Consider the following 12,671-nt stretch of genomic DNA (forward strand, 5'->3'; position numbering starts at 1 on the left):
CCGCACAGGTTGCGGAGGCTGGAGGGGATATGCCAGACGACCTGACACACGAGCCGAAAGCCAAACCGCGTCATAGCGGCCATCGTGACCGGCTGCGAGAGCGTGCGGCCAAGGGGGGCTTGGGCGCCCTGCCCGACTATGAGCTGCTGGAGTTGCTGCTTTTCCGCAGCGTTCCGTACAAGGACACCAAGCCGTTGGCCAAGGATCTGCTGGCCCGGTTCGGAGGACTCGAGGGGATTGGGGCGGCCAGCCATGAGGCCATTGAGGATCAGGTGGCGCGGTCGCTCGGCTATGTCGCCGGCAAGGCCACAAGGGCGGTGGCGCTGGACTTACAGTTGATCTTCGACGTGACGCGGCGGATCGCGCGCGAACCGACGGCCAAGAGACCGGTCATATCGTCCTGGACAGCACTGTTGGCCTATGTTCGGGTGGCCCTGCAACATGAGCCCCTCGAGCAGGTCCGTATCCTGTATCTCGACAAAAAGAACCAGTTGATCCTGGACGAGGTACAGAACCGCGGCACCGTAGACCACGCTCCACTCTATCCTCGCGAAGTGGTGCGCCGCGCCCTGGAGCTGTCGGCCAGCGCCCTGATCCTGGTCCACAACCACCCGTCCGGCGACCCTACCCCCAGCCGCGCCGACATCGAGATGACGAAACAGGTTGTACAGGCCGGCCGAGCCCTTAACGTCGAGGTTCACGACCATCTGGTCGTCGGCCGCGAAGGGGTGGCCAGCTTCAAGCAACTGGGCCTGATGTGAACGCTGCGATTTTGAAGACTGAGAGACTGGTGCTGACGCCGGTCACCGTAACCGACTTCGACGATCTATTGGCTCTCTGGTCGAACCCCGACTTCACCCGCCACATCATGGGGCGCGCCCTATCGGAGGAGGAGGTCTGGTTCCGCCTGCTACGCGACCTGGGTCACTGGGCCACTCTGGGGCACGGCAACTGGGCCGTTCGCTCCAGGGACGGCGGCGATTATGTGGGCAGCGTTGGGGTGTTCGACTATCATCGAGACCTGAATCCGCCGTTCGAGGCGCCCGAACTGGGCTGGGGCGTCGCGCCGGCCTTCCAGGGCAAGGGCTATGCCGCCGAGGCCCTGTCGGCCGTTCTGGACTGGGTGGACCAGACCCTGGCCGCGTCCCGCACTGTCTGCATGATCGCGCCGGAAAACCTGGCGTCGTTGAAACTGGCGGCGCGGGTCGGCTTCCGGCCTTATGCGATCGCGACCTACAAGGACCATGCCGTTCAGCTATTTGAACGTCGGCGCAGCGTCGGGCAAGACGGGACGTAGTCCGGCATTAAGGTTTATCAGGCATTCTCGCCGGGAACGATCGAGAGCCCGCCCATGCCCATGTCCGTCGAAACGCTGCGCCAGCACTTGGTCGACGCCTTTCCCGACGCCGAGATCGCCATCGACGATCTGGCCGGTGACGGCGACCACTATCGCGCCCGCATCGTCTCAAGCGCCTTCGAAGGCATGCCGCGCGTGCGCCAGCACCAGCTGGTCTATGCGGCGCTGAAAGGACAGATGGGGGGGGAACTGCACGCCTTGGCGCTGGAAACCGCCGCACCGCCCAGGGAGGGCTGAGCCTATGCGGTATCGCCCCTTCGGCGTGTCCGGCGCCGCCATCTCCAACCTGACGCTGAGCTTCGGCCTGGACAGTCTGGCGCGCGGTCGCGAAGGCGCGCTGAACCTGCTGTATTCCGCCCTCGAGGCCGGGGTGAACTCCTACCGGCTTGAGACGGCCGACCCGGTCGTCGCAGAGGTGCTGGGCGAAGCCCTGGCCCATGTCGATCGCAAGCTGGTCTGCGTCGGCCTGACTTTGGGAATCGGGGCTGATCGCGAAGGGACGCGCGACTTTTCGGCCGAGGGCATGACCGCCGCCATTGACCGGGCGCTGCACTTCTCCGGCCTGGGCTGGATTGACGTCGCCGTACTGCATGAGCCGGGCGAGCACGAGTTGCCGCAATCGTCACTGAACGCGCTGAAGGCCCTTCGCGCGACCGGCCGCATCAAGCTGCTGGGCGTCGCCGGCGGCGGCGACGTGATGGACACCTATGTCTCCACCGGCGCCTTCGACGTTCTGCTGACGCCGTTCGACATCAACGCCGACTGGAAGCTGCGCAACCGCGTGCGGGCCGCCCGCGAACAGGACATGGCGGTCTTCGCCTACGACTATTTCACCGACCGGCGCTCCAAGCCGCGCGGGTCCCAGGCCGCCGCAAAGAAGGGTCTGTTCGGCCTTGGAGGCGCGCCCAAACGCCCACCCCAGTCGCGACAGGCCGACGCCTTCGGCTTCCTGTATCGCACGCCTAATTGGCCCGCCGAGGCGATCTGTCTCAGCTATGTGCTGACGGATCCGACGATTTCGAGCGTGATCATCCGGGCCAACGATACGGAACGGCTGGAGATGCTGGCCGCCACGCCAGAACGCGACCTGCCGCCGGGGCTTGCCGCACAGATCGAAATGGGCCGGGTCACGGCCTCAGCCGCCGCCTGATCTTGCCCGATCGACACAACCACGCCTTGACCCGGCCGCCGGCTCTCCCTAGCTGACGACCTTCACGAAAGGCCTCTCCCGTGACCGACACCGTTTCTGCAGATCCCGTTCACGCCTTCATCGGCGACACCGTCGCCCAGCACGATGTCGTGCTGTTCATGAAGGGCACGCCGGACCAGCCGCGTTGCGGCTTCTCTTCTAACGCCGTCCAGATTCTCGACCATGTCGGGGCGTCCTTCGTCGGCGTCGATGTGTTGCAAGACGAAGCCCTGCGTGAAGGCATCAAGACCTTCACCGACTGGCCCACGATCCCACAGCTCTATGTGAAGGGCGAGTTCATCGGCGGATCGGACATTATTCGCGAGATGTTCCAGGCGGGCGAACTTCAGGCCCTGATGACGGAAAAGGGCGTTCCGCTCGGCGAAGCCTGATGGCTCGACCGGTCCTGACGCCGCGAGAAGACCGCGAGATCTTTCTCGTTCCACTCGAGGTTCGCCCCGAGCACATCGACGCCAACGGCCACGTCAACAACGTCGTCTATGTCGGCTGGCTTCAGGACGTGGGCACGGCCCACTGGGCCGCCCGTTTCGACGAACAGACCCGCGCGAGATGTTCATGGGTCGCTCTACGCCACGAGATCGACTATCTGCGCGCCATCGAGCCCGACGCGACGGGCGTCGTTGCTCGGACGTGGGTGGGCGATCCCCAGGGACCGCGTTTCAACCGCTACGTCCGGATCGAGGACGCCCAGGGCCGCGTCTGCGCCCAGGGCGTCTCCGAATGGTGTCTGGTCGACGCCGCGACCCTGAGGCCGCAGCGTATCCCATCCGCCATGGCGGCGGTTTTCAGTACTACTTCAGCGGATTGATTATCCGCGCCGGCGTGCCGGGCTCCAGACCAAGGTCGGCATAGGTCCACCGCAGCTCGACGCCGTCGGGGACCAAGGCTTTGCACATGTCCGGCTTGATGCGACGCAGGGTGATTTTGGCAGGCGAGTTCTCCGCCACCGAAACCTCGAAATCCGACGCCTGGGTGCAGCCGTTGGAATCGACCCGAGCGACCAATGCGCCATCCACGAAGCGAGCTTCGTGGATGGCCTCCGCCGGCGGCGCGTCATCGCGCAAGACGTTGACCGAGACGTTCTCGCCAGCGTCGCTGTCATAGATGACGCAGGCTGACAGCAGGGGAGCGGCAAGCGCCGCTGCCGCCAGCACCTTGAAGGCGCCGCGCATTATTGATCCGAGGCCGGCGTCGTGATCACCCGCGTAGTGGGCTTTTCAGTCGCGACGATGATGCAGCCCGACAGCAGCGGGGCGGCGATGGCGATGGCGAGAGCGAGACGAAGCATTGGTGTGATCCCCTAATGAAGCTTGAGGCTTTTGTGACGCGCGGCGGGCGTTCAGGCACGTGAATTTTCAGCAAGCCAGGTGAACAATCGGAAAGGTCGGTCCTTGACCAGGACAGCAACAGGCATAGCTACTGTCCCCTTCCCTCGGACGCCTCCCCATGAGCCAGCTCTTCTCGCCTCGCAGCATCGGCCCCCTGACGCTGAAGAACCGCATCGCCATCGCGCCCATGTGTCAGTACTCGGCCATCGACGGCGTGGCCCAGCCTTGGCATGGCCAACACCTCGGCCGCCTGGCCTTGTCCGGCGCCGGCCTTGTCATCCTGGAGGCCACAGGGGTTGAGGCTGCGGGCCGCATCACCCCGGATGATCTCGGCCTTTGGAATGACGCGCAGGAAGCCGTCCTGGCCGACCTTCTCAAGGGTCTGCGCACCTATTCCGAGACGCCGGTCGGGATCCAGCTGGGCCATGCCGGCCGCAAGGCCTCGACCTCGGCCCCATGGAAGGGTGGTCGCGCCCTGACCGCCGAGGAGGGCGGCTGGCGAACCTTCGGCCCGTCCGCCCTGCCCTTCCGCGACGACTGGCATACGCCGACGGAGATGACCGAGGCCGACATGGACCGCGTCGTCGCCGCGTTCGAGGACGCCGCGCGCCGCGCTGATCGCGCGGGGTTCGACCTGGTCGAGCTTCATGCCGCCCACGGCTATTTGCTGAGCGAATTTCTGTCGCCGCTGTCCAACCGTCGCACCGACGCCTACGGCGGCGCCGCAGAGACGCGGGCGCGGTTCCCGCTACGTGTCGCCCAGGCTCTGCGTGACGCCTGGCCGCGGACCAAGGCTCTGGGCGTCCGCTTCAACGGCTCGGACTGGGTTGAGGGCGGGGTGGCGCTGAACGAGGTGATCGGCTTTGGCCGCACCCTGCACGAGATGGGCTATGACTATCTGCACCTGACCTCGGGCGGCAATGTCGCGCGGGCTGACATCCCGGGCTCGGAGCTGGGCTATCAGGTCCGCTTCGCCGAAGCCGTCAAAAAGGCCGTACCCGAGGCGACGGTCATGGCTGTGGGCATGATCATCGACCCACGACAGGCCGAGGATATCGTCACCTCAGGACAAGCGGACATTGTCGCCATCGCCCGCGCCGCTTTGGACGACCCCAATTGGGGCCACCATGCCGCCGTGGCCCTAGGTCATGACGAAGGTCTGCCACCCCAGTACGAACGCGCCGGCAAGAGCCACTGGCCGGGCTACGGCCGCTAAGGCGAAGGTCTGGTCGTCAGGTCTGGTCGTCAGGTCTGGGGCAGTTGATAGGGGTTATTAACGCTGACGGGCGAACCGGGGGCCAAGCCCAGTTCCTCGAACGACCATTTCAGCTCGACACCGTGGACCAGGGGCTCCTTGCAGGTGTCCTCGTCGATCCGCCGCAGGGTGATGACCGCGTCTGCGCCCTTGATACTGACGATGGGGATCAGGTCTTCCTTATGGGTGCAGCCGTTTGAGCTGACCCAAAAGACGGCCGCGTCCTTGGTGAAGGCGGCGGCGTGGATCGGCTCCAACGCGCCGGGCATGCCCGCCGTCGAGACGCTGGGCGCATCGGCGCCGCCCGCGCAGGCGGATACGCCTGCCGAAAAAGCGGCGATGATCGCTAGAGATTTGAAGACGGCGCGCATCGCTTTGGCGGCCTCCCCTGTTCTGTCGAACCCTGAACAGCCCGAGAATGCGCCTGTTCGCCAAGGAAGGGAACCAGCTGAAAGATAAAGGGCCCCGGACGAATCCGGAGCCCTTCAAACTCGTTACCTCTGCTGCAATGACGCTCGCCCTTAGGACGACCGCCGCGCCAGAGACGCTTCCCTTAGGAGGCGTAGTATTCGACGACCAGGTTCGGTTCCATCTTCACGGCGTACGGGACGTCCGTCAGTTCCGGCACGCGGACGTAGCGGACCGAGAACGAACGATCCGACAGTTCCAGATAGTCCGGCACATCGCGTTCCGACGACTGCTGGGCTTCGAGCACCAGAGCCATGTTGCGCGACTTTTCCTTCACGGTGACGACGTCTTCCGGCTTCACGCGGTAGGAGGCGATGTCGACCTTCTTGCCGTTGACCAGGACGTGACCGTGGCTGACGAACTGGCGGGCGGCCCAGACGGTCGGGACGAACTTGGCGCGGTAGACGATGGCGTCCAGACGCGATTCCAGCAGGCCGATCAGGTTTTCCGAGGTGTTGCCCTTGCGACGGGCGGCCTCGTCATAGGTCTTGGCGAACTGCTTCTCGGTGATGTTGCCGTAGTAGCCCTTCAGCTTCTGCTTGGCCTTCAGTTGCAGACCGAAGTCCGAAACCTTCGACTTGCGACGCTGGCCGTGCTGGCCGGGACCGTAGGAGCGCTTGTTGACCGGAGACTTGGCGCGACCCCACAGGTTTTCACCCATGGCCCGGTCGATCTTGTATTTGGCGCTGTGGCGCTTGGACATTCTATTCTCTTTTCGACGATGCGGCCCGGCATCCCCTCGATTGGGAATGCGATCTCAACGGCGGTCCACGCATCTTCCGTCATCAATCCCGCGTCCGGCGAACCGGAAACGTGGAAGGCGGCGCTTATCGCCACACAGGCTGTCGGAGTCAAGCCGTGGCGAACGTTAAGCACGATGGACAGGAACCCCACGGCCATGGCCGATCTTCTTGTCGTCGGAGGCACATCTCCTGAACCCCTCGCGGAGGGCGAAATGGCGCATTCGATGACGACCGGCCTGAGCGATCGGGCTTTCGACGAGTTGAAACAGAAGCTGATCGATATGGTCGAGCCGCTGTCCGACAAGCAGCTGTTGGAGCTGGCCGACGGCATTCACGAGCTGTTGCGTCAACGCCGGGTTCTACGGCAACATCATTCCGAACGTATGACGGAACGGTCGGGCCTGACATCGGCGGGCTGAGCGCCGACGCCAGGCGCGCGATCAGGTCGCCGGTTGCGCCTCCTTGATGAAGATCGCGCGCCCCTCGCGGGTCTGGATCTTTCCAAGCCCCGGGAAGGGGAAGTGATAGGCGTAGATATGGGCCCCCGACGCCCTTAGCGCCGTGATTTCATCGAGACGCGCCTTCTTGCCCGCCGCCGCATCGTCGTCATAGCCGACGGTCCAGTCCGGATGTTCGACCGACAAAACCCAGTGGTGCATCAGGTCGCCCGTATACAATAGCTGGTTCTGGCCGTCGGCGATCAGATACGCGACGTGACCCGGCGTATGACCGGCCGTGTCCTGAGACTCCACGCCCGGCGCGACCTCGTCGCCCGGACGGAAGGCCTGGACCTTGGGCGCGATCACGCGAACCAGATCCGCCATTTCGGGATTGGCGCGGATCGACGCCCATTCCGCCTCCGACATCCGGATCGCGGCGTTGGGGAAGGCCAAGCCGCCATCGGCGACCAGACCACCCACGTGGTCAGGGTGTCCATGCGAGATCATGACGTCAGTGATGCTGGCGGGATCGACGCCGGCCGTCTGCAAGCTTTGCATCAACTGGCCCTTGCCGGCCCCAAGGCCGGTGTCGAACAGCATGGTCCGGGCGCCGTTCCGCACCAGCAGCGGATGGATCTCCAGCATGATGGGATCGGCCGGTTGTCCGGCGGCGGTCAGGGGGCCGGCGACCGCCTGGGGCGTCAGGCCCACACCGAAGACCGTGTTGTCATTCGGCACGGGGTTCTGCCCGTCGAACAGGGCGATGGCGTCCAGGGCGCCGATCTTGAACCTATAGACCGGCTTTTCCGCCGGAGCAGCGACCGTCGAGGTCGCGTTCGGCGGCGCAGAATCGCCCGAGTTTTGGTCATTCGCCGCCGGAGAACAGGCCGCCAGGGCCAGGGCCGTCACGGCCGCCGTCGCCATAAGAATCCGCATTGCTTCACTCCTGTGTACAAGCAGAATCGAAAACGCCCGCCGGAGGTTCCGGCGGGCGTCGTCCTATTGCTTTCGCCTGGCGTTAGACGGCGGCGGCGTACAGTTCGTTGACCTTGTTCCAGTTCACCACCGACCAGAAGGACTTCAGGTAGTCGGCGCGGCGGTTCTGGTATTTCAGATAATAGGCGTGTTCCCAGACGTCGGCGCCCAGGATGACTTCGCCGCGCTCTTCCACGACATCCATCAGCGGATTGTCCTGGTTGGGCGTGGAGGTGATCTTCAGCTTGCCGCTCTGGACGATCAGCCAGGCCCAGCCGGAGCCGAATTGGGCGGCGCCGGCGGCGTTGAAATCTTCCTTGAACTTGTCCATGCCGCCCAGATCGCTGTCGATGGCGGCGGCCAGTTCGGCCGAAGGCTCGCCGGTCTGACCGGCGGGGGCGAGCAGTTCCCAGAACAGGCTGTGATTCCAGTGACCGCCGCCGTTGTTGCGCACGGCCTTGGGGGCGGTCGAAATGCTGGTGAAGATTTCTTCCAGCGACTTGCCCTGCAGATCCGCATCCGCATCGACCGCCTTGTTCAGGTTGTCGACATAGGTCTGGTGGTGCTTGTCGTGGTGGAAGGTCATCGTCTCCTTGTCGATGGCCGGCTCCAGCGCATCATAGGCGTAGGGCAGCGGGGGCAGGGTGAAGGCCATGGGGAGTTTCCTCTCGCGACAGATTTCCGACGCCCTTCATCTAGGCGCCCGTTTGCATAACCCAAGCACCATCGCCCGGATTGGTTACGATTTATCGGCCCGGAACGGTTAAGCTGGCAAGTTCGCCTTCAGACATTCGCGCACGGCGCGCTTGACGTCGCCGGGCGCATTGGGCTCATCCACCCCCTCAGCGGCGAAGACGGCGCGTACCGCAGCGTCGAGCCCATTCGGCAAGGCGGCAATCACCCGCTTTTGCCCCTTCTCGTGCAGGCAATAGCCCACCTCGCGGCAAAGGGCGGAAAACATCGGTTCATAAGGATCGGGAGCGCTCATCGCGCCCCTCTAGCACCCCAGCCCGATCCGCGACAGCCGCCCTCAGGCCTTCAGCCGTTCGGCGTGGAAGGCGATGTGGTCGGCGATGAAGCTGGTCATGAAGAAATAGGAGTGGTCGTAGCCGGGCTGCAGCCGAATGGTGACCTTCTGGCCGGCCGCGTCGGCGGCGGCCTGGAGCAGTTCGGGCTTGAGCTGGTCGGTCAGAAAGCTGTCGGCGTCGCCCTGGTCGATCAGGATGTCGTCATAGACGCCGGGCGCAGCGCCGGCCGCGATCAGTTTCGCGGCGTCGTGGCGGTCCCATGCGGCCCGATCTTCCCCCAGATAGGCGGTGAAAGCCTTTTCGCCCCAGGGGCAGCGGGTCGGTGAACAGATCGGTGCGAAGGCCGAGACCGATCGGAACAGGTCCGGATGTTTCAGGGCCAGGGTCAGGGCCCCATGCCCGCCCATCGAATGGCCCGAGATCGACCGGACGCCGGTGGTCGGGAACTCCGCATCGATCAAATCGATCAGTTCCCCGGTCACATAGGATTCCATGCGGAAGTGCGCCGCCCAGGGCGCCTGGGTCGCATCCAGATAGAAGCCCGCACCCTGGCCCAGATCATAGGCCGGGTCGTCGGCGACGCCCTCACCCTTGAGATCGGGGCCGCGCGGGCTGGTGTCCGGCGCGACGATGATGACGCCGTGTTCGGCGGCGGCCTGGTAGGCGCCGGCCTTGGTGGTGAAATTGTCCTCGGTGCAGGTCAGGCCCGACAGCCATATCAGCACCGGAAACGGCCCCTCCCCGCCTGGAACGAAGACCGACAGGGTCATCGGCGTGCCGGTCGCGGCGCTGTCGTGTTTCAGATAGCGAAGGGTTCCGCCGTGGACGATGTGGGTCTTGGTGGTCTGCAAGGTCATGCCGTCTGGCTAGTCCACCTGACCGAAGCCCGCAACGCGCAAGCCTGTGAGAGCAGGATCATGCGCTAATGCGAAGCCCCGTTGTCAGCTGAGGCCCGTCTCACCCCACCCGGTGGACGGCGCAGACCTTGTTGCCGGACGGATCGCGCAGATAGGCCGCCAACAGCGTGCCGAACGCCCCCCGCCGCTCGCCCGGCGGATCCTCGATGGCCCGGCCACCGGCGGCGACCCCCGCATCGTGGAAAGCCTGGACCATCTCGGGCGTCTGGGCGGCGAAGCCGATGGTGCCGCCGTTGGCGTGGCAGGCCGGCTCCCCGTCGATCGGCTTGCCGACGGCGAAGGCGCCGTACGGCGTGCGCCACCAATAGCGACCCTTGGGGTCCGGCCCCTTCCCTAGCTCAACGCCCAGCGCGCCCAAGGCGGCGTCGTAAAATTGGCGCGAAGCCTCGACGTCGTCGGCGCCAACGGTAACGTGTGTGAACATATGTTCCTCCCTTTGCTCCGACAGACCTAGCAAGTCAGTTTCTTTTGGCAACTAATAAGCTGGTCAGGCCGCTGCGCAGTTCAGGACTCGATAATCTCCGCCCTTGACCGGCAGCCATACATTCCCGGAGTTGCTGAGGTCGAAAAAGCCCAGCTGCTCCTGACGCGCCCACTTCAGAGCCACTTCGTAAGCTTCGTCGGCGTGGTCCCAGCGGAAGTCTGCGTAGATGAAGGCCGCGCGGATTGAATAGCCGGTGATCCGGGTGTTGTCCTCGTCATCCGTTGCGTCCGGCCCGTTCATGGCCGGGAAGGTCTGCCGCATGTTGTCGTACCAGCGCCGTAACGGCAGAGAGGCAGTCGCCGGATCATCATCGTCCTCCTGCGTCTCCAACCAGTTGGTCTGCGCCTCGTACCACGCCATGAAGGCCACGCACTCGGTGGGCGCGACAGCAGGATCGAAGACCGCCAGATCGAAGCTCACTAGAACACCACCACCGACCGGATGCTCTCGCCCGCGTGCATCAGGTCGAAGGCCTTGTTGATGTCCTCCAGCGGGAAGGTGTGGGTGATCATCGGGTCGATCTCGATCTTGCCGTCCATGTACCAGTCGACGATGCGCGGCGTGTCGGTGCGCCCGCGCGCGCCGCCGAAGGCTGAACCGCGCCAGACCCGACCGGTGACCAGTTGGAAGGGTCGGGTGGCGATCTCCTTGCCGGCCTCGGCCACGCCGATGACGATGCTCTCGCCCCAGCCGCGGTGGCAGGCCTCCAGCGCCTGGCGCATGACCACGGTGTTGCCGGTGCAGTCGAAGGTATAGTCGGCGCCGCCGCCGGTCAGTTCGACCAGGTGGGCGACCACGTCCGAGACCTCCTTCGGATTGACGAAGTGGGTCATGCCGAAGCGACGGCCCCACTCTTCCTTGTCCGGGTTCAGATCGACGCCGACGATCATGTCGGCCCCGACCATCTTCAGCCCCTGGATGACGTTCAGGCCGATGCCGCCCAGGCCGAAGACCACGGCGTTGGCGCCCGGTTCGACCTTGGCCGTGTTCACGACCGCGCCGACGCCCGTGGTCACGCCGCAGCCGACGTAGCAGGCCTTGTCGAAGGGGGCGTCCTTGCGGATCTTGGCGACCGCGATCTCGGGCAGGACGGTGTAGTTGGAGAAGGTCGAGCAGCCCATGTAGTGGGCGATGGCCTGCCCCTTGTAGCTGAAGCGGCTGGTGCCGTCGGGCATCAGGCCCTTGCCCTGGGTCGCGCGGATCGAGGTGCAGAGGTTGGTCTTGCGCGAGAGGCAAGACTTACACTGGCGGCACTCGGGCGTGTACAGCGGGATCACGTGATCGCCGACGGCGACCGAGGTCACGCCCGGCCCGACCTCGACCACCACGCCCGCGCCCTCATGGCCCAGGATCGAGGGGAAGAGGCCCTCGGAGTCCAGGCCGTCCAGCGTATAGGCGTCGGTGTGGCAGATGCCGGTCGCCTTGATCTCGATCAGGACCTCGCCGGCGCGGGGCCCCTCCAGATCGACCTCGACGATCTCGAGCGGGCGTTTGGCTTCGAAGGCGACGGCGGCGCGGGTCTTCATGACGGGGGCTCCTTGGTTCAAGCCTGTTTGTCACGAGCGACGCCGGTAAGGCCAGCCCAAGAATCAACGGAATCGACTCGAATTTTTTTGAGTCGATTTTCGTCTATTTTTGTCAGCCAAACCTGACATGGCGCCCCACTCGATACGACGGCTTCGCGTCTAGCCTATGGGTGCGTCGAAATCGGGCGTAGGCTGACCCGAGCAGACACGTTAATGACGCGCATGACGCCTCGTAATCTCGTCGTCCTGACCGGGGCGGGCATATCGGCCGAGAGCGGCGTGCCCACGTTTCGCGCGGACGACGGCCTGTGGTGCGGGCACAGGGTCGAGGATGTGGCGACGCCGGAAGGCTATGCGGCCGATCCTGCTCTGGTGCAGGACTTCTACAATCAGCGGCGACGGCAGTTGGCGCAGGTTCGGCCCAATGCGGCGCATGTCGCCTTGGCCGAGCTGGCGGCGCGGTGGGAGGGCGACTTCCTGCTGGTGACGCAAAACGTCGACGACCTGCACGACCGAGCGCACGCCGACACGTCGCCGGGCGCCGGGTTCGAACTGATCCATATGCACGGCGAACTGCTGAAAGGCCGCTGCACCCGCTCGGGCGTGGTGATGGACTGGGCCGGCGACATGGCGGCCGACGAGGCCTCGCCGCATCATCCGCAGGGGCGGATGCGACCGCATATCGTCTGGTTCGGGGAGACGCCGCTGGAGATGGAGCGGATCGAGCAAGCGCTGGAGAGATGCGACCTGTTCGTCTCCATCGGCACCTCGGGCGCGGTCTATCCGGCGGCGGGGTTCGTGCAGTCGGCGCGATACGCCGGGGCGCGGACGGTGGAGATCAATCTGGAGCCGACGCAAGGCGCGCGCCTGTTCGACGAGGGGGTCTATGGCCCCGCGACCCAAGCTGTGCCCGCCTTCTTCGACACCCTATAGACACGAA

Annotated in this window: 19 protein-coding genes; 9 read left to right on the forward strand and 10 right to left on the reverse strand. The window is 65.0% G+C overall.

Translation table 11 applies throughout. From position 1 onward, the window contains the following. Window positions 1-29: 29 nt before the first annotated feature. The 6 genes from radC to PKE72_RS05980 all read left to right on the forward strand — a co-directional run bounded on the left by radC (window position 30) and on the right by PKE72_RS05980 (window position 3,375). On the forward strand, window positions 30-761 hold the full coding sequence (gene radC / locus PKE72_RS05955; protein ID WP_271164450.1) for a RadC family protein: 732 nt from the start codon (window positions 30-32) through the stop codon (window positions 759-761). 11 nt (window positions 762-772) lie between these two features. Beyond that, window positions 773-1,297: a GNAT family N-acetyltransferase gene (locus PKE72_RS05960; RefSeq protein ID WP_309298334.1), complete on the forward strand. Its 525-nt coding sequence runs from the start codon at window positions 773-775 to the stop codon at window positions 1,295-1,297. A 54-nt stretch (window positions 1,298-1,351) separates the two neighbouring features. After that, window positions 1,352-1,594, forward strand: coding sequence for a BolA family protein (locus tag PKE72_RS05965; RefSeq protein WP_271164451.1), 243 nt, complete (start codon window positions 1,352-1,354; stop codon window positions 1,592-1,594). A gap of 4 nt (window positions 1,595-1,598) precedes the next feature. Further along, window positions 1,599-2,507, forward strand: coding sequence for an aldo-keto reductase family protein (locus PKE72_RS05970; RefSeq protein ID WP_271164452.1), 909 nt, complete (start codon window positions 1,599-1,601; stop codon window positions 2,505-2,507). An 80-nt stretch (window positions 2,508-2,587) separates the two neighbouring features. Continuing rightward, complete coding sequence (gene grxD / locus PKE72_RS05975; protein WP_271164453.1) at window positions 2,588-2,938, forward strand: Grx4 family monothiol glutaredoxin; 351 nt, start codon at window positions 2,588-2,590, stop codon at window positions 2,936-2,938. Further along, window positions 2,938-3,375, forward strand: a complete 438-nt coding sequence (locus PKE72_RS05980; protein ID WP_271164454.1) for an acyl-CoA thioesterase — start codon at window positions 2,938-2,940, stop codon at window positions 3,373-3,375. Before grxD ends, PKE72_RS05980 begins: the two co-directional genes overlap by 1 nt. On the opposite strand, the gene PKE72_RS05985 is transcribed toward PKE72_RS05980, so the two are convergent. Continuing rightward, window positions 3,359-3,739, reverse strand: a complete 381-nt coding sequence (locus tag PKE72_RS05985; protein WP_271164455.1) for a hypothetical protein — start codon at window positions 3,737-3,739, stop codon at window positions 3,359-3,361. The genes PKE72_RS05980 and PKE72_RS05985 overlap by 17 nt on opposite strands. A 274-nt stretch (window positions 3,740-4,013) precedes the next feature. Here PKE72_RS05985 and PKE72_RS05990 point away from each other — a divergent pair, with 274 nt between their 5' ends. Further along, complete coding sequence (locus tag PKE72_RS05990; RefSeq protein ID WP_271164456.1) at window positions 4,014-5,111, forward strand: NADH:flavin oxidoreductase/NADH oxidase; 1,098 nt, start codon at window positions 4,014-4,016, stop codon at window positions 5,109-5,111. A gap of 29 nt (window positions 5,112-5,140) precedes the next feature. Here PKE72_RS05990 and PKE72_RS05995 read toward each other — a convergent pair whose 3' ends face one another. Both PKE72_RS05995 and rpsD read right to left on the reverse strand, forming a co-directional pair. Further along, the gene (locus tag PKE72_RS05995) at window positions 5,141-5,521 is read right to left on the reverse strand and encodes a hypothetical protein (protein WP_271164457.1); all 381 of its coding nucleotides are present in this window, start codon (window positions 5,519-5,521) and stop codon (window positions 5,141-5,143) included. A 182-nt stretch (window positions 5,522-5,703) separates the two neighbouring features. After that, window positions 5,704-6,321, reverse strand: a complete 618-nt coding sequence (rpsD, locus tag PKE72_RS06000; RefSeq protein ID WP_271164458.1) for a 30S ribosomal protein S4 — start codon at window positions 6,319-6,321, stop codon at window positions 5,704-5,706. A gap of 18 nt (window positions 6,322-6,339) precedes the next feature. Here rpsD and PKE72_RS06005 point away from each other — a divergent pair, with 18 nt between their 5' ends. Further along, window positions 6,340-6,780, forward strand: a complete 441-nt coding sequence (locus tag PKE72_RS06005) for a hypothetical protein (protein WP_271164459.1) — start codon at window positions 6,340-6,342, stop codon at window positions 6,778-6,780. A 21-nt stretch (window positions 6,781-6,801) separates the two neighbouring features. On the opposite strand, the gene PKE72_RS06010 is transcribed toward PKE72_RS06005, so the two are convergent. The 7 genes from PKE72_RS06010 to PKE72_RS06040 all read right to left on the reverse strand — a co-directional run bounded on the left by PKE72_RS06010 (window position 6,802) and on the right by PKE72_RS06040 (window position 11,731). Beyond that, on the reverse strand, window positions 6,802-7,737 hold the full coding sequence (locus PKE72_RS06010) for an MBL fold metallo-hydrolase (protein ID WP_271164460.1): 936 nt from the start codon (window positions 7,735-7,737) through the stop codon (window positions 6,802-6,804). A gap of 82 nt (window positions 7,738-7,819) precedes the next feature. After that, the gene (locus PKE72_RS06015; RefSeq protein WP_271164461.1) at window positions 7,820-8,431 is read right to left on the reverse strand and encodes a superoxide dismutase; all 612 of its coding nucleotides are present in this window, start codon (window positions 8,429-8,431) and stop codon (window positions 7,820-7,822) included. 108 nt (window positions 8,432-8,539) lie between these two features. Further along, window positions 8,540-8,764, reverse strand: coding sequence for a hypothetical protein (locus PKE72_RS06020; RefSeq protein WP_271164462.1), 225 nt, complete (start codon window positions 8,762-8,764; stop codon window positions 8,540-8,542). Between the two features lie 42 nt (window positions 8,765-8,806). Then, complete coding sequence (gene fghA / locus PKE72_RS06025) at window positions 8,807-9,661, reverse strand: S-formylglutathione hydrolase (protein WP_271164463.1); 855 nt, start codon at window positions 9,659-9,661, stop codon at window positions 8,807-8,809. A 100-nt stretch (window positions 9,662-9,761) separates the two neighbouring features. Then, on the reverse strand, window positions 9,762-10,145 hold the full coding sequence (locus PKE72_RS06030) for a VOC family protein (protein WP_271164464.1): 384 nt from the start codon (window positions 10,143-10,145) through the stop codon (window positions 9,762-9,764). A 63-nt stretch (window positions 10,146-10,208) separates the two neighbouring features. Further along, window positions 10,209-10,625 (reverse strand): hypothetical protein, encoded by a 417-nt coding sequence (locus PKE72_RS06035; RefSeq protein WP_271164465.1) that lies wholly within the window; start codon window positions 10,623-10,625, stop codon window positions 10,209-10,211. Further along, window positions 10,625-11,731 carry an S-(hydroxymethyl)glutathione dehydrogenase/class III alcohol dehydrogenase gene (locus PKE72_RS06040; protein ID WP_271164466.1) on the reverse strand — a complete coding sequence of 369 codons (1,107 nt, stop codon included), beginning with the start codon at window positions 11,729-11,731 and terminating at the stop codon, window positions 10,625-10,627. Before PKE72_RS06040 ends, PKE72_RS06035 begins: the two co-directional genes overlap by 1 nt. A 192-nt stretch (window positions 11,732-11,923) precedes the next feature. Here PKE72_RS06040 and cobB point away from each other — a divergent pair, with 192 nt between their 5' ends. Beyond that, window positions 11,924-12,664 carry a Sir2 family NAD+-dependent deacetylase gene (cobB, locus tag PKE72_RS06045; protein ID WP_271164692.1) on the forward strand — a complete coding sequence of 247 codons (741 nt, stop codon included), beginning with the start codon at window positions 11,924-11,926 and terminating at the stop codon, window positions 12,662-12,664. The last annotated feature ends 7 nt before the right edge of the window (window positions 12,665-12,671 follow it).

The sequence above is a fragment of the Brevundimonas intermedia genome (genome assembly GCF_027922165.1).
Classification (GTDB): Bacteria; Pseudomonadota; Alphaproteobacteria; order Caulobacterales; family Caulobacteraceae; genus Brevundimonas; species Brevundimonas intermedia.

Bases quoted from the DNA above. Each gene is read 5' to 3' on its own strand.
- PKE72_RS06030 (WP_271164464.1), bottom strand. From the start codon at position 10,145: ATGTTCACACACGTTACCGTTGGCGCCGACGACGTCGAGGCTTCGCGC.
- PKE72_RS06015 (WP_271164461.1), bottom strand. From the start codon at position 8,431: ATGGCCTTCACCCTGCCCCCGCTGCCCTACGCCTATGATGCGCTGGAG.
- PKE72_RS05990 (WP_271164456.1), top strand. From the start codon at position 4,014: ATGAGCCAGCTCTTCTCGCCTCGCAGCATCGGCCCCCTGACGCTGAAG.
- PKE72_RS06010 (WP_271164460.1), bottom strand. From the start codon at position 7,737: ATGCGGATTCTTATGGCGACGGCGGCCGTGACGGCCCTGGCCCTGGCG.
- rpsD (WP_271164458.1), bottom strand. From the start codon at position 6,321: ATGTCCAAGCGCCACAGCGCCAAATACAAGATCGACCGGGCCATGGGT.
- PKE72_RS05985 (WP_271164455.1), bottom strand. From the start codon at position 3,739: ATGCGCGGCGCCTTCAAGGTGCTGGCGGCAGCGGCGCTTGCCGCTCCC.
- PKE72_RS06020 (WP_271164462.1), bottom strand. From the start codon at position 8,764: ATGAGCGCTCCCGATCCTTATGAACCGATGTTTTCCGCCCTTTGCCGC.
- PKE72_RS05995 (WP_271164457.1), bottom strand. From the start codon at position 5,521: ATGCGCGCCGTCTTCAAATCTCTAGCGATCATCGCCGCTTTTTCGGCA.
- fghA (WP_271164463.1), bottom strand. From the start codon at position 9,661: ATGACCTTGCAGACCACCAAGACCCACATCGTCCACGGCGGAACCCTT.
- PKE72_RS06040 (WP_271164466.1), bottom strand. From the start codon at position 11,731: ATGAAGACCCGCGCCGCCGTCGCCTTCGAAGCCAAACGCCCGCTCGAG.
- PKE72_RS06005 (WP_271164459.1), top strand. From the start codon at position 6,340: ATGCGGCCCGGCATCCCCTCGATTGGGAATGCGATCTCAACGGCGGTC.
- radC (WP_271164450.1), top strand. From the start codon at position 30: ATGCCAGACGACCTGACACACGAGCCGAAAGCCAAACCGCGTCATAGC.
- PKE72_RS05970 (WP_271164452.1), top strand. From the start codon at position 1,599: ATGCGGTATCGCCCCTTCGGCGTGTCCGGCGCCGCCATCTCCAACCTG.
- PKE72_RS05965 (WP_271164451.1), top strand. From the start codon at position 1,352: ATGCCCATGTCCGTCGAAACGCTGCGCCAGCACTTGGTCGACGCCTTT.
- PKE72_RS05980 (WP_271164454.1), top strand. From the start codon at position 2,938: ATGGCTCGACCGGTCCTGACGCCGCGAGAAGACCGCGAGATCTTTCTC.